The organism is Geobacillus sp. Sah69 (assembly GCF_001414205.1).
In the GTDB taxonomy this organism is placed as follows: Bacteria; Bacillota; Bacilli; order Bacillales; family Anoxybacillaceae; genus Geobacillus; species Geobacillus stearothermophilus.
In genome coordinates this window covers 92,767-108,239 of record NZ_LLKS01000031.1, presented here as the reverse complement: position 1 = coordinate 108,239, position 15,473 = coordinate 92,767, and the positions used below count along the sequence as shown (strand labels likewise).

Below are 15,473 nucleotides of genomic sequence, written 5' to 3'. Positions count from 1 at the left end.
AAGTACATGTTCCCTTTGATAACAACCAAGCCGAACGCGATCTTCGCATGGTCAAAGTCAAAGAGAACATTTCGGGTACGTTTCGCGAAGAAACATTCGCGCAGTCGTTTTGCATCGCAAGAAGCATCGTTTCCACACTGACGAAACACGAAAAAAACGTGTGGGATTCGTTATGTCTTCTGTTGGCAGGCGAAACGATCGATCGAGTTCTTTCCGCTACCTAGGGCATTTTCTATGACCGAAATGCCCTATTTGTGCTGGGCTTTTTTATACACTAGCACTGGGGTGAATAGTTACCATCATTTTTTGTCCTTGAGGAGAATTCATCGCTTCCATCATCTTCATCATACCGTTTCCATTCATCATGTTCGTCATGCTGTCTGGCTTTTCCGCATAAGAAAACTGTCCGACTACTAACAATGTTGCTAGCGCAAATGAAGAAACAAATGCAATTTTCTTTTTCATCTATGATCCCTCCCTTCGTTTTAAGGTATTGTCAAAAGTTTATCCTCCACACTCACGGTTTTCCCTTGAGTTTCAACGGTTGGAAGAAAAAAAGCTTGCCACCCCCGTTGTTTTCGGCCATCATTGAGGTAACGACACCCAACAGCCAAAACAAAGGAGCATTCCCGTTAGGAGCTTTTCCGGGGACTTGATCAAAAAAAGCCCTCTTGGTATGATGCAGGGGTGTCAAACAATACCTACCATCATGCCAAGGAGGACTTCAGATGAATTGTACACAAAACTATAAAATTGATCAAGTTACGGAACAAACGCTTGTCGTGGGCATCGATATCGCGAAACGAACCCACTACGCCTGCTTCGTGGATGACCGGGGGCGCGTGCTTCGCAAGTCGTTCCCGATCTTCCAGTCGAAAGAGGGGTTTCAGCAGCTGTATAAAGCGATTCAGGAGGCGATGCAAGCGTTTGGGAAGTCAGAGGTGATCGTCGCGGTGGAGCCGACCGGGCACTACTGGTTGAACCTGGCCTACTTCCTCGAGGAGCACGGGATCCCGTTGGTCATGGTCAACCCGGCGCATGTGTGCCGGTCGAAAGAACTCGATGACAACCTGCCGACGAAACACGACGCCAAAGACGCCCTGGTCATTGCCAGACTGGCAAAAGACGGACGATTCCTCGTCCCCCGGCTGCTGCACGAGATCGAAGCCGATTTGCGCGTGGGAAGCACGCTCAAAGAGAAGCTCCGCAAGGAACAGACGGCGGTGAAAAACGCGATCGTCCGCTGGACCGACCGATATTTTCCGGAGTTTTGGACGGTGTTTCGCGACCTGGGGAAAACGGCGCTTTCGGTGCTGGAGTGGACGCCGCTTCCGGCTGATATGGCCGGCCGGACCGCCGAGGAGCTCATCGAGGTGTACCGGCAAAGCGAAGGGATGAAATGCCCGCAGAAGGCCAAAATTCAGGCGTTGATCAACACCGCGAAGGACTCGATTGGGGTGACGGAAGGGACGACGATGGCCCGGTTTGAGATCGCCGCGCTCGTCCGCCGATACCGCCAATTGGAGGCGGAGATCGCTGCACTGGACGCCGAGTTGAAGGCATTGGTTCAAACGACGATGGAGTACCAATGGTTGAAAACGGTCGACGGGTTGGGAGACGCCACGATCATCGATCTGCTGGCGGAGATCGGCAGCTTCGCCCATTATCGGGACCCGCGCCAATTGGTGAAGTTGGCGGGCCTGACGCTCAAGGAGAACTCCTCCGGCCAGCGCAAAGGGCAAAAGCACATCTCCAAACGGGGACGGAAACGGCTGCGCTCGGTGCTGTTTCGGGCGATGATTCCGCTGATTCGGCACAACGAGGCGTTTCGCGAGCTGCATGAGTATTATACGACCCGMTCCGTCAATCCGCTGACCGGAAAGCAGTCCATCGTCGCCTTGTGCCGGAAGCTGTTGAATGTGCTGTTTGCGATTTGTACGAAGAAACAAGCGTTTGACGCGGAGCGAATGAAACAGGACGTCTTGTCCCAGGTGCAACGGGCGGCCTAAGGCCTCCCCCCTGCGAACGGAAGAATCGTTGGACAACGAGATGACACCGGAGAAGCTGGCGTGATTTCATCCATTCGACCTTGAGTCCCBAAAGGAGCTTGGCCGGCCTCCGCCTGATGACGAGACCGAACGAGGGAATGTTGGCGCGAAGACGCCCGGAGACATGGGAGGGTTCGTCCTCATCAGCGACGCGGAGATCCAAAGGGTGCATCGAATATGCTTCCCCCCCGCGGCAGGAAAATATAACCAGCCGTGGCCGCGAAGCGCACCCTAGGTCTGTAAGATATCCACAAAACTGAAAAAGGATGTAAGGGATTTTGTCGAAAAATATTTTTTGGACACCCCTGAGAGGCCGAAAAGCCTTGATAGATCAACATTTCTAGAGGGAGGATCCCTATGCAAGAGCACTTTCATTTTACTACAGATCGAGCCAAGATTCAAAAGCAATATGCCGCCATTTTCGTTTTTGTTTCTGCTCAACTTTCATGCATTCAGGTGCATCTTCATCGTCGAAATCGCCATTTGGTCAAGCAAGAGGACGCTGTCATCATCGCCATTCATCTTTTAGGAAAGCTGCTCGGTTTTACTTCTGAACGGGCGTGGCATCGTTTTGTCACGGGAAATTTGTTCACAAACGGCTCGTTTCTTGAACGCTCCCGATACAACCGCCGTTGCCGGGCGCTTGGTTTCGCCATCAAATGGATCCGKCATGAGCTGGCAAAACGCGGTCAACATCATGCCTATGCCGTCGTKGACAGCTTGCCGCTCCCGTTGTGCCATACGGCAAGAATGCATCGCGTYAAACGGTTTCAAGAGATCGCCGACATCGGGTATTGCGCTTCCAAAAAGCAATGGTACTACGGGTTGAAGCTGCACCTTCAAGTGACCGATCAARGGCTGCCAATGGGRTATGTGGTGACGGAAGCATCTTGCCACGATCGAATCGCAGCCGAAAGCGTGATGACCCAAATTCCCCACCCGTATAACTTTGGGGACAAAGGATTCATTAGCCGTGACTTGCAAAAAAGGCTGTACGAAGAATACCAAATGGCGCTTTGGACTCCGTCTCGAAAAAACCAGAAACATCGTGCGTCTGAGACATGGGAGCAGTGGATCCAACAAAAACGCAAAGTGATCGAGACGGTGTTCTCGGTTCTGGTTGATCACTATCGCATCACGGGGATCCGAGCCAATTCGATTATCGGATTTGAAGTGGCACTAGACGGTATATTGTTAGCTTATTCCCTGGTTACACTTGGGCTAGTTGAGCGATAAAGCTCAACTAGCACCACGGGTATATATATGTGAAATCAGAAAAAAACTCTTACATTACGTAAGAGGCGTGCTATTTTCCGTTCCATTTAAGATTTGTTGGGCCATTTGTACGCTTTCTTCCGAAGGAGGTTCAATTCCTTCCAAAGGATACTTCAATCCAAGCGCTTTCCATTTGTATACCCCTAGTTTATGGTACGGGAGAATTTCAATTTTTTCCACATTATTTAACGTACGAATAAAAGCGGCGAGACGGCGCAAGTCATTAGGGTCATCGGTAATGGTTGGAACGAGAACATGCCGGATCCAAACAGGAACGTTTTTTTCGGATAAAAACCGAGCAAATTGTAAAATGTGTTTATTTGTTTTTCCTGTCAGTTTCCGATGTTTTTTTTCATCGATATGTTTTAAATCAAGCAAAATTAAATCCGTATAGGAAAGCAATTCATTTAATTTTTGCTGGAACGATGCTTCTGTCGTGTAGCATCCCCCTGACGAATCGATTGCTGTATGAATGCCGAGTTTTTTGCATGCTTTAAATAGCTCAATTAAAAAGTCGATTTGTAGCAAAGGTTCTCCGCCGCTGACGGTAATCCCGCCGCCGGAAGCGTTGATAAACGGCAAGTACGTTTTCACGTCATCGATAATTTCTTCTACGGTCATTTCTTTTCCTTTTCCGATTTCCCATGTATCGGCGTTATGGCAATATTGGCAGCGCAATACACATCCTTGTGTAAAGATGACATAACGAAGGCCCGGGCCATCGACGGTACCGCATGATTCGATGGAGTGAATAAATCCTTTCATACGCATGTTCTCCTTCCTAAGAGAAATATACCCCCTCACAAGAAGGAGGGGGGAGAGATTACATTGTTTCATGGAACGTGCGGTTAATGACGTCAATTTGTTGTTCACGAGTTAGTTTAATGAAGTTGACGGCATATCCAGAGACGCGAATCGTTAATTGCGGATATTTTTCTGGATGTTCCATCGCGTCTAATAATGTTTCGCGATTCAACACGTTAATGTTGAGATGATGCCCGCCTTTTTCCATGTAACCGTCTAAAATAGCGACAAGATTGTGAATACGTGTTTCCTCGTCTTTTCCTAACGCTTTCGGAACGATCGAGAACGTGTTTGAAATACCGTCTAGGGCGTGTTCATACGGCAATTTTGCCACAGAGCTTAACGAAGCGAGCGCACCTTTCATGTCGCGGCCGTGTAGCGGGTTCGCTCCTGGAGCAAACGGTTCGCCAGCGCGGCGGCCATCTGGTGTATTGCCTGTCTTTTTACCGTATACGACGTTTGATGTAATCGTTAAAATCGATAACGTATGTTTTGAATCGCGATACGTTTTATGTTTTTTCAATTTCGTCATAAAGCGTTCGACTAAATCAACCGCAATTTGGTCGACGCGATCATCGTTATTTCCGTATTTCGGGAAGTCGCCTTCAATTTCAAAATCAACAGCAATGCCGTTTTCATCGCGAATCGGTTTTACTTTTGCATATTTGATCGCGCTTAACGAATCGGCGACAACCGATAGCCCGGCAATACCAGTTGCCATTGTGCGCAAAACGTGGGTATCATGAAGCGCCATTTCAATGCGTTCGTAACAATATTTGTCGTGCATGTAATGGATGACATTGAGTGTATTAATATAAAGTTCGGCAAGCCATTCAAGCACTTGATCGAATTTACGCATTACTTCGCCATAATCTAAATATTCGGATGTAATTGGCGCAAATTCAGGACCAACTTGAATTTTTAATTTTTCATCGACGCCGCCGTTAATCGCATATAACAATGCTTTCGCGAGGTTGGCGCGCGCTCCGAAAAATTGCATTTGTTTACCGATTCGCATCGCCGATACGCAGCAGGCAATTCCGTAATCATCGCCAAATTCAACGCGCATTAAGTCGTCGTTTTCATATTGAATCGAGCTTGTTTTAATCGACATTTTCGCGCAATATTCTTTGAACGCTTCCGGTAATTGTTTCGACCAAAGTACGGTTAAGTTTGGTTCTGGCGCAGGTCCTAAGTTATCTAACGTATGAAGGAAACGGAACGAGTTTTTCGTTACTAACGGACGACCGTCGATAGCGACTCCGCCAATTGATTCTGTTACCCATGTCGGGTCGCCGCTAAATAGTTCGTTATATTCCGGCGTTCTTGCGAATTTGACAAGGCGCAATTTCATCACAAAATGGTCGACAAGCTCTTGCGCTTCTTTTTCTGTTAGTGTACCTTCTTGTAGGTCGCGTTCGATATAAATATCTAAGAAGGTGGAAACGCGCCCTAAGCTCATCGCTGCGCCGTTTTGTTCTTTAATGGCGGCGAGATAAGCGAAATAGAGCCATTGGAATGCTTCATGCGCGTTTCGCGCTGGTTTGGAAATGTCGTAACCGTAGCTTAATGCCATTTGTTTCAATTCGTTTAACGCGCGAATTTGTTCAGCAATTTCCTCGCGAAGGCGGATAATGTCTTCCGTCATCGTTCTTGCGCCGGTGTTTTTCAAATCCTTTTGTTTTTCTTCAATCAGACGATCGACACCGTATAATGCTACACGGCGATAGTCGCCAATAATGCGGCCGCGTCCGTACGCGTCTGGAAGACCGGTGATGATTCCTGCTTTGCGCGCTAATCTCATTTCTTCGGTGTAAACGTCAAATACACCTTGGTTATGCGTTTTTCGGTATTCCGTAAAGATTTTTTTCACTTCGTCGCTTATTTTGTAGCCGTATGCTTCACATGATTGCTGCGCCATGCGGATGCCGCCGAACGGCATTAATGCGCGCTTAAACGGTTTATCCGTTTGAAAGCCAACGATTTTTTCCAAGTCTTTGTTTAAATAACCTGGTCTGTGGGAAGTGATGGTGGAAACAATGGATGTGTCCATATCAAGAACGCCGCCTTTTTCGCGTTCTTGCTTCGACAATTCCATCACTTGTTCCCAAAGTTTTTTCGTTGCTTCGGTCGGTCCTTCTAAAAACGATTCATCCCCATAGTAAACGGTTACGTTGTTTAAAATAAAGTCACGGACGTCAATGGACTTTTTCCATTTAGACCCTTTAAAATTTCGCCACGGGTCTAATACAGCAACAGCTTGTTTCATAACAGATCCCCTCCCAATTGTTCAGAACAATCATATATAACAGATCTCATCTCTATGATACTATATTTTTGGATGCTTAGAATCATCTATTATTGAATAGTTTGTGAAATGTTGAACAATTTTAATTTAAAGACAGTGAAAAAAGAAGAAATGACAACCAATGAACATGAAGAAGGATGTAAAAATAAAAAATCTCCATCCCTTGTTATAAATCGGGAGGTCAGATCGGCGGTCCGCCATCGGTCCGCCTTTTTGCCAAGCGCTCCATCCTTTCCTCCCCCGCCCTTGTCACCGCTTCGGAAACTGAAACGATAATTTCTTCTCGTTTTCATCCCAGACAAGGATGGCGTCAAACGTTTTTTCGCCTTTTTTAAACCCTTTGATGACATTCGTTTTCCCTTGCGCCAGCAGTTTTTTCACATTGGCCGCCGAAATCGATTTGCCGAGAATGCGTTTGGAGATCGTAAACGGGCATTTTGTTTTCGCGTACTGGTCGCAGCCGTACAACGTTCCTTTGTCGACGACGGTCCCGCCGCAAAGCGGGCACGGTCCAAGCTTCTCGCCCATCGTTTTTTTCTTCCTTGTCCGTTGGATCGAGGCGGTGTCAACCCCTCTGAAATTCCAATTCGGCGCAGCGGCGATGGCGTCAGCGACCACTTTTTGCGCCAACTTTTTCACCTGTTCCATAAAGGCAGCGGGAGAGGCGCTCCCTTCGCCGATTTCGCTTAAGCGCTGCTCCCATTTCGCCGTCATTTCCGGCGAGGCGAGAATCGTGCCGCCGAGCGCCTCGATCAATACTTTCGCCTTGTCGGTCGCATATACGAGGTTGTTTTTCACTTCAATATACTTCCGCTCTTTCAGCATGGTAATGATCGCCGCCCTTGTTGCTTCCGTGCCGAGCCCTTCCGTTTTGGCGAGCACTTTTTCCAGTTCCTCATCGTCCAAAAATTTTCCCGCCGTTTTCATCAAGGTGATGAGTTCGCCTTCTGTATACCGTTTCGGCGGCTCGGTCTTCCCTTCTTTCACCTTGACAGCGGCCGCTTCCCCCGCCTCCCCTCGCTCAAGGAGAGGCAGCGCAGCATCTTTCTCCTCCTCATGCGGACGGATGACGGCGCGCCATCCTTCCTCGACGACTTGTCTTCCTTTCGAAACAAAGCGGGCCCGGCCGTCAACGAGCGTTGTGACGGTCGTATAATCGATGACCGCCGCCTGATGGTGGGCGGCAATTAGGCGGCGGACGACCAAATCGTACACCTTCCGTTCGTCGGCTGACAGCTTCTCGGGATCCACCACTTGCTCGGTCGGGATAATGGCGTAATGGTCCGTCACCTTTTTCTCGTTTACATAACGTTTATTCTGTAAAATCGACGGCTGCGGCAGCGGAAAATACGAAGCGTACGCCGGAAACGAGGACAGCTTTTGCAAAATGGCGGGAAACGTTTCCGCTTCCCCTTTCGTCACATGCATCGAATCGGAACGAGGATACGAAACGATCCCTTTTTGGTAGAGCGATTGCAGCACATCAAGCGTCTTTTTCGGCGAGAAGCGGTACAACTTGTTCGCTGTCGCTTGCAGCGTCGATAAGTTGAACAACAGCGGCGGCTGATACGTTTTCCGCTCTGTGTGGACGTCGGCGACTTCCGCCCGTTTTCCTTGGCAAAAGGCAGCGATCTTTTTCGCCATCTCCTCGTCCCCAAGACGCGTTTGGCCGTTTTTATCCGTCCATTTTCCTTCATAACGCTTGTCGCCAATGACAAACGAGGCGACGACTTCCCAAAACGGTTCAGGGCGGAACTGCTCAATTTCCCGCTCACGCCGGACGATCAGCGCCAATGTCGGCGTCTGCACGCGCCCGACGGAAAACACATCGTTCATCCCGCGCTCCTTCAGCAAGAGGCTGTACACGCGCGAGGCGTTCATGCCGACGAGCCAATCCGCGCAGGCGCGGGCGTACGCTTCCTCATAGAGCGGGCGCGTCGTCCGTTCATCAAGCAGGCGGCGGAACCCTTCCTCGATCGCCTTCGGAGTCAAGGACGACAGCCAAAGCCGCTTCATCGGCTTGTTCACGCCGCTTAGGCGGATGAGGTTGCGCACAATGAGCTCCCCTTCGCGCCCCGCGTCGCCGGCATGGATGATTTCCGTCACTTCCGGCTTTCGCAGCAATTCTTTCACAACCTTGAACTGTTTCGCCTTCGCTTTTTCGATCTCATACTCAAACCGTTCCGGGATGATCGGCAACGTGCCGAGCGTCCACCGCTTCCACTCCGGCCGATACCGCTCCGGCGGGGCGAGCTGGAACAAATGCCCGATCGCCCATGTCATATACGCCCCGTCGGGAAACAAGTCATTCGGCAAAATTTCGATATAGCCTTGCCGTTTTTTCGTCCGAAAAATCGAGGCGAGCGTCGCCCCTTGGTCCGGCTTTTCCGCGATAATGACCTTCATCGTCCTCTCCCCTTACGGCACATCATGCCCCATGGAGCTTTGTAAGATAGCGAACCATTGCTCGCGGGAAAGCGGAAGCGACAACGCCCGCACCGCCCGCTCGATGCGTTCTTGTTTCCCCGAGCCGACAATCGGCATCATCCGCGCTGGATGAACGAGAAGCCACGCGTACAACACTTCGTCGATCGTCTCAGCGCCCACCTCACCCCGCACTTGTTCAAGCGTCCCGCGCAACCGCACCGCCCGGTCATCGTCAGCGGAAAAAATCGCCCCGCCGGTGAGCGGCGACCATACCATTGGCGGAATGCGCTTCTCAAGGCAAAGGTCAACGGTGCCGTCTTCAAGATTTTCCAACCGATACGCCGATACTTCGATTTGGTTGGTCACGAGCGGAAACGGCAAATACGACTGAAGCATTTCCCACTGCAAACGTTTAAAGTTGGAAACGCCAAAATAGCGCACTTTTCCATCCTGCTTGAGTTGGAGAAACGCCTCGGCCACCTCTTCCGGGTTCATAAACGGATCCGGGCGGTGGATAAGCAATACATCAATATAATCGGTATGGAAGTGTCGAAGGGATTGCTCAACCGAAGCGATGATATGATTTTTGCTTGTATCGTATAATTTCATCCCGTACTTCGATGGCAGCTTGATGCCGCATTTCGTCACGATCTCGATCTGACCGCGCAAGCTTGGCTTTAACGCCAGTGCTTCGCCAAAGCGCGATTCACACGTATAGTCGCCGTAAATATCAGCATGGTCAAACGTCGTAATGCCGCGCTCAAGACAAAATTCAATGAGCCCGAGCAGCTGCTCGCGCGAATAGCCCCAGTCCGCAAGCCGCCAACAGCCGTGAATGAGGCGGGAAAACGTCAAATCGTCCGCCAACCGAATTCGTTCCATTGATTGTCTCCCTTTCTTTATTTTTGGCTAAAATCGTTCCGCTTGCGCATACTACCAACAAGAGGAAAAAACGGAAAGGACGTGATGATATGAAGCGCTGGCTTCTTGGGCTCGCCGCTGTGCTTCTTTTCGCCTCCCCATGGCCGGCATCAGCCGCCGAAACCGCATACGAATGGAACCTAGCCGACATTTATCCATCCGAAGCCGAGTGGATGCACGACTACAAGGCGGTGCAAAACGCCTTGCCGAAACTGGCGGCGTTTGAAGGAAAACTCGATGATGAAAAGACGATCGCCAAACTGTTCGCCCTCAACGAACAAACGGCCCGCAAGCTCGAAAAACTGGCGCTTTACACCCATTTAAAACGCGATCTGAACATTGAAGACGAGGCAGCGGCCCGGCTTGGGGCAAAAGTGGAAGCGCTCGCCGCCCAATATGCGGCGAAAACAGCGTTCATCGAGCCGGAACTGCTCGCCCTACCCGAGCGGACGCTCAAGAAGCTCCAAACGAGCAAAGAGCTGAAAGCGTACCGCTATTACTTCCATGAGTTGCGCGAGCAAAAGCCGCATACGCTTACGAAACGCGAAGAACGGCTGCTCGCGAAACTATCGCCGGTGCTCGGCGAGACGGAGAACATTTATGACCACGCCGTCCGCGGCGATTACGAGCCGCCGTCTGTCACGATGCCGAATGGAAAAACAGTGACATTGACCGACGACCAATACGCCGCCATGCTCGAGCACCCGGACCGCCGCTATCGAAAGGCGGCGTTTGAAGCGAAAGCGAAAAGCTATGAGGCGCTCGAGCAGACCGCCGCGGCGACGTTGTACGCCTCGGTCAAAGCGGACGAATTGTATGCGAACGTGCGCCGCTATCCATCCGGCCTGGCCGCCGCTCTGGCCGCCGACGATGTCCCGAAGGAAGTGTTCGACAACTTAATCGCCGCCACCCGCCGCCATTTGCCGGCGCTGCACCGCTATATCGAATTGCGGCGGCGCGCGCTCGGGCTTGACCGCGTTCACAGCTATGATTTGTACGTGCCGCTTGTCGGCGAAACGGCGAAATCGATCCCAGTTGAAACAGCGAAAACGTTCATTGTCGAAGGGCTCAAGCCGCTCGGCGCCGACTATATCAAACAGGTGCACCGAGCGTTTCAAGAGCGATGGCTTGATGTCTTCCCGCGCCCGAAAAAATATACCGGCGGCTACAACACGGGAGCGTATGACACCCATCCGTTCATCTTGCTCAATTACAACGGTTCGCTTGATGGCGTATTGACGATGGCTCACGAGCTTGGGCACGCCATGCATTCCGTCTACACGAACCGCGCGCAGCCGTACCATTATTCCGGTCATTCGATTTTCACCGCCGAAGTCGCCTCGACCGCGAACGAATGGCTCATGCTCGATTATTTGTACAAACAGGCGAAAACAAAAGAAGAAAAACTCCGCCTGCTCGTCGAACAAATCGAGCAAATCCGCGGCACGTTGTACACGCAAGTGATGTATTCCGAATTTGAACGGATGATTCATGACAAAGTGCGCCAAGGCGGCAGTCTGACAGCGGACGAACTGAACCATCTTTGGCTTGGCCTGCTCAAAATGTATTACGGCCCGGCGTACGCCGCCGATCCCGGCGCCGCGCACGGCTGGCTGCGCATCCCGCATTTTTATGACGCCTTTTATGTATACAAATATGCCACTTCGCTCGCGGCGTCGTACACCATTGTGAGCGGCATCCAAACCGATACAAGCGGCAAGGCGGTGAAGCGGTACAAACAATTTTTGCGCTCCGGCGCATCCGATGATCCGATCCGTCTGCTCAAGCGAGCCGGAGTGGATATGACAAGCCCCGAACCGATCGAGCGGGTCTTAGGTCATTTCGCCGAACTCGTTGACGAACTCGATCGGCAGCTGTCAAGCCAAAACCGTCAGCGGTCTATATAGATGCAATTTAAAGCTTTAACATTTTTCGTCTTTGCCGGTCATTGCATCCGACTGTCGAGTGACCGAACAACGCCGCTTAAAGACCCATGAATGGGTCTGTGAAGCGAGTCGTTGTTCGGTCTTCCGTCACGCTAAGGCGTGACGGAGGCAAGCCACACGCTTGCCTTCGACAGTCGAAAATGGACAAACCGCTTTTCCGTCAAGGATATGTTAAACTTCTTCGTTACATCTATATACATGAAAGAGGTGTCCCGCGCCGTTCGGGACACCTTTGTTATTGCGGCGGAAAAAAGAATATCGCTTTGCGTTGCAACGCGCGGGACCGGTTAAGGCGGGCGATCGCGCACAAAGCGACATCATGCGCTTGCCCCGCAGCCAAGACAGTTATTCACTTAAAGATGCGCCTGCAATTTTTTCTTTCACCTTGCGGATGTTTTCCATCTTATTGTCCCAACACGCTTGGCTCAAATCGACGGGATATTGCTCGGGATTGAGCGTCCGTTTGTACTCCTCCCAAAACAAGCGCAAGCTTTCTTTTGCGTACGCTTGAATGTCCGGAAGCGGCGGCGACGTATACACCAGCCGGCCGTTGTCGAAGATCGTCACATGCAAGTCACGCGCTTCGAAATTGGTGACGAATTTGCTGATGAACGTGTACACCGGATGGAACATTTTCAGCCGCTCTTCTTGCTGCGGGTTTTCGCTCTCTAAGGCGATGTAGTCGCCTTCCGCTTTATGGTTGATTTTGTTGACGATGCGGTACACCCGCTTCAGCCCCGGCGTCGTCACTTTTTCCGGATTGCCGCTGATTTTGATCGTATCGACCATCTCACCGCGTTCGTTTTCGATCGCCACCATTTTGTACACGGCGCCGAGCGCCGGCTGATCGTACGCCGTAATGAGTTTGGTGCCGATCCCCCACACATCGATTTTCGCCCCTTGCGACTTCAAGTTTAAAATCGTATCTTCGTCCAAATCGTTTGAGGCGAAAATTTTCGCGTTCGGAAATCCGGCTTCATCGAGCATTTTCCGCGCTTCTTTCGACAAATAGGCCAAATCGCCGCTGTCGATGCGGATGCCGATAAAGTTGATTTGGTCGCCCAGCTCCTTCGCGACGCGAATGGCGTTTGGCACCCCCGACTTCAACGTATCGTACGTATCGACAAGAAAGACACAGTCTTTATGGCGGCGTGCATACTTCAAAAAGGCCGTGTATTCATCCTGATACGCTTGAATCATTGAATGGGCGTGCGTTCCGGCGACCGGAATGCCAAACAGCTTCCCGGCACGCACGTTTGATGTCGCCTCAATCCCACCGATATACGCTGCGCGCGCGCCCCAAAGCGCCGCATCCATCTCCTGCGCCCGCCGGCTGCCGAACTCCAAGGCCGGCTCATCCCCGAGAATATGCTTAATGCGCGACGCTTTCGTGGCGATGAGCGTCTGAAAATTGATGATGTTTAAAATGGCGGTTTCAATGAGCTGCGCCTCCGCAAGCGGCGCCTCAATGCGCATAATCGGCTCGTTGGCAAACACCACTTCCCCTTCGCGCATCGAACGGACCGTGCCGGTGAAGCGAAGCGTCCGCAAATAGTCTAAAAAGTCATCACGGTAGCCAAGCTCTTGGCGCAAATAGTCGATGTCGCTGTCAGAAAATCGGAACTGCTGCAAAAACTGAATGACGCGCTCCAACCCAGCGAACACCGCATAGCCGTTGCCAAACGGCAGCTTGCGGAAAAACACTTCAAACACAGCGCGGCGCTCATGCATACGATCTTCCCAATACGTCTCGACCATATTGATTTGATATAAGTCCGTATGAAGCATCAAACTGTCATCAGCATATGTCTTCATGAATTGCTACCTCCAACACACGAATGACGGCGCCGCCGAATAAAACAATGTTCATCGTCTATTCTATCACGTTTTCTCCATTATTCCACTATTTCCGCGCCTAGCGTATGGCGAAAATGGCGGAGCGCCCATTCGTGTCCCGCCGCGTCGAAACTCGCCACCGCCCGCCGGTGGACGACGATGCGAAATCCTTTGTTGTACGCATCGACCGCCGTATGAAGAACGCAAATATCGGTGCAGCAGCCGACCAAATGCACTTCCGTGATGCCTCTTTCGCGCAATTTCAGCTCCAAATCCGTTCCGGCGAACGCGCTGTAGCGCGTTTTGTCCATCCAATACACATTGTTTTTATGCTTGTTCCCCTGATACACCGCCTCGAGCTCCCCGTACAGCTTTCGCCCCTCCGTCCCTTCAATGTTATGCGGCGGAAACAACTTCGTTTCCGGATGATAGTCGTCTCCCGCCACATGCTTGTCAATGGCAAAGACGACAAAATCACCGTTGTCAATAAACTGTTTCGTCACCCGCACGAGCTCTTTTTCAATCGCCTGCCCCGGTTTCCCGCATGTAAGCGCGCCATGATCAGCGATGAAATCGACGGTGTAGTCGATGTTAATAAGCGCTTTGTTCATTCCCGTTCACTCCTTTTCCTCTTCCTGCATGGTCGGGTTGCTGTTTTTTCATCCCACCTACATCTTGTTGGGCTTTTCTACCATTATACCATAGCAATATGGACAGCAGACAAGACAACAAATCCCCTGCCTGCTTTGAAGCAGACAGGGGATTGTCGAAGTCGTTTTAGCTGTTTTCCGCCGCTTTGGCCGCTTTCATTTGAGCACGCAAAATGAGCGACTGGATGATCGAGAAGCAGCCGCCGACGACCCAATAGAGCGACAGCGCCGATGGAACGGAGCTGGCGCCGATAAAAATCATGACCGGCATGATGTACGACATCATCGCCATTTGCGGCATTTGTTCTTCAGCCATCGACGGCGACAGGCGGAGCGAGATGAACGTCGTCAACGCCGCTAAAACGGGCAAAATGAAATACGGATCGCGATGGCCGAGCTCGACCCATAAGAACGAATGCGTTTTAATTTCTTGCGTCCGCGAAATCGCGTAATACAGCGCCATAAAAATCGGCATTTGAATGAGCACCGGCAGGCAGCCGCTCGCCGGGTTGACGCCGTGCTTTTGATACAGCTGCATCATTTCTTGCTGGAGCTTGCGCTGCGTTTCCAGGTCTTTGCTTTTATATTTTTCTTGCAGCTTCATAAGCTCCGGGCGCAGTTTTTGCATGGCGATCGATGCGCGGAACTGCTTCAAAATGAGCGGCAGCAAGCAAAAGCGGACGATGAGCGTCAGCACGATAATGGCGATGCCGTAATTGTCGCCAAACCAGTGCCCAAGCGTCAAAAGAAGCTTCGACATTGGATAGACAAAATAATGGTTCCAAATGCCTTGGCTATGTTCGTCGATCGGTTCGTTGCGGTTGCAGCCGGCAAGAAGCAAAACGGCGCCAAGCAGCACCAATACCCATTTTTTCATGAAAAGCCCTCCTTCAATATCATGTTGCAAAATCATGCCGTTTCAACATAAAGGAAAGGGCCTTCCATCCTCATCCGTTCGGCTTGTCCGTTCCCGAACGGGAATTTTCCGCCGCTGCGGCAAAAACAGCGGGCGCCATGGAAGCGCCGCCCGTTCGGCGCCTCCCTCTGCTTCATGCTCGCGAACCGCGGCCAACGCCGGTTCATAAAACAGCGAACCTGCCATCCGGCGCGCGCTCGTATGTCCTTTCATGATGATCCATAGCGCGCCGACAAGCGACATATACACAAGCAAATCAATAGGCGCTTCCATGCGTCCACCTCCCTTTCGCCTGCCGATTGTTCTCTTTCCATACAATAGCAAACTTTCAACCGAAAGAAA

At 51.1% G+C, this 15,473-nt stretch carries 13 protein-coding genes; 4 read left to right on the top strand and 9 right to left on the bottom strand.

The window, feature by feature from the left end:
• Positions 1–224: transposase (locus tag AP057_RS06435; RefSeq protein WP_152968867.1), on the top strand; the 224-nt coding region annotated here is incomplete at its 5' end.
• Positions 225–267: 43 nt separating this feature from the next.
• Here the strand turns inward: AP057_RS06435 and AP057_RS17275 are convergent.
• Positions 268–465, bottom strand: a complete 198-nt coding sequence (locus tag AP057_RS17275; RefSeq protein WP_055358325.1) for a hypothetical protein — start codon at positions 463–465, stop codon at positions 268–270.
• Between the two features lie 263 nt (positions 466–728).
• Between AP057_RS17275 and AP057_RS06425 the strand changes: the two genes are divergently transcribed.
• Both AP057_RS06425 and AP057_RS06420 read left to right on the top strand, forming a co-directional pair.
• Positions 729–2,009 (top strand): IS110 family transposase, encoded by a 1,281-nt coding sequence (locus AP057_RS06425; protein ID WP_055358324.1) that lies wholly within the window; start codon positions 729–731, stop codon positions 2,007–2,009.
• Between the two features lie 396 nt (positions 2,010–2,405).
• Positions 2,406–3,284, top strand: coding sequence for an IS982 family transposase (locus AP057_RS06420; RefSeq protein ID WP_055358161.1), 879 nt, complete (start codon positions 2,406–2,408; stop codon positions 3,282–3,284).
• Between the two features lie 54 nt (positions 3,285–3,338).
• Here the strand turns inward: AP057_RS06420 and pflA are convergent, their stop codons facing one another.
• The 4 genes from pflA to AP057_RS06400 form a co-directional block, all read right to left on the bottom strand.
• Positions 3,339–4,088 (bottom strand): pyruvate formate-lyase-activating protein, encoded by a 750-nt coding sequence (gene pflA, locus AP057_RS06415; protein WP_033016988.1) that lies wholly within the window; start codon positions 4,086–4,088, stop codon positions 3,339–3,341.
• A gap of 58 nt (positions 4,089–4,146) precedes the next feature.
• Positions 4,147–6,396 carry a formate C-acetyltransferase gene (gene pflB, locus AP057_RS06410; RefSeq protein ID WP_033016989.1) on the bottom strand — a complete coding sequence of 750 codons (2,250 nt, stop codon included), beginning with the start codon at positions 6,394–6,396 and terminating at the stop codon, positions 4,147–4,149.
• Between the two features lie 288 nt (positions 6,397–6,684).
• Entirely contained in the window at positions 6,685–8,841 is a 2,157-nt protein-coding gene (locus AP057_RS06405) for a DNA topoisomerase III (RefSeq protein ID WP_049625997.1), read from the bottom strand.
• Positions 8,842–8,853: 12 nt separating this feature from the next.
• Entirely contained in the window at positions 8,854–9,744 is an 891-nt protein-coding gene (locus AP057_RS06400; RefSeq protein WP_055358323.1) for an aldo/keto reductase family oxidoreductase, read from the bottom strand.
• An 89-nt stretch (positions 9,745–9,833) separates the two neighbouring features.
• On the opposite strand from AP057_RS06400, the gene pepF reads away from it, so the two are divergent.
• On the top strand, positions 9,834–11,690 hold the full coding sequence (gene pepF / locus AP057_RS06395) for an oligoendopeptidase F (RefSeq protein WP_055358322.1): 1,857 nt from the start codon (positions 9,834–9,836) through the stop codon (positions 11,688–11,690).
• Positions 11,691–12,074: 384 nt separating this feature from the next.
• On the opposite strand, the gene AP057_RS06390 is transcribed toward pepF, so the two are convergent.
• The 4 genes from AP057_RS06390 to AP057_RS06375 all read right to left on the bottom strand — a co-directional run bounded on the left by AP057_RS06390 (position 12,075) and on the right by AP057_RS06375 (position 15,404).
• Positions 12,075–13,544 (bottom strand): nicotinate phosphoribosyltransferase, encoded by a 1,470-nt coding sequence (locus tag AP057_RS06390; protein WP_015374911.1) that lies wholly within the window; start codon positions 13,542–13,544, stop codon positions 12,075–12,077.
• Between the two features lie 80 nt (positions 13,545–13,624).
• Positions 13,625–14,176: a cysteine hydrolase family protein gene (locus AP057_RS06385; protein WP_015374912.1), complete on the bottom strand. Its 552-nt coding sequence runs from the start codon at positions 14,174–14,176 to the stop codon at positions 13,625–13,627.
• 166 nt (positions 14,177–14,342) lie between these two features.
• Positions 14,343–15,092 carry a membrane protein insertase YidC gene (gene yidC / locus AP057_RS06380; RefSeq protein WP_055358329.1) on the bottom strand — a complete coding sequence of 250 codons (750 nt, stop codon included), beginning with the start codon at positions 15,090–15,092 and terminating at the stop codon, positions 14,343–14,345.
• Between the two features lie 42 nt (positions 15,093–15,134).
• Positions 15,135–15,404 carry a hypothetical protein gene (locus tag AP057_RS06375; RefSeq protein WP_015374914.1) on the bottom strand — a complete coding sequence of 90 codons (270 nt, stop codon included), beginning with the start codon at positions 15,402–15,404 and terminating at the stop codon, positions 15,135–15,137.
• Between the last annotated feature and the right edge of the window lie 69 nt (positions 15,405–15,473).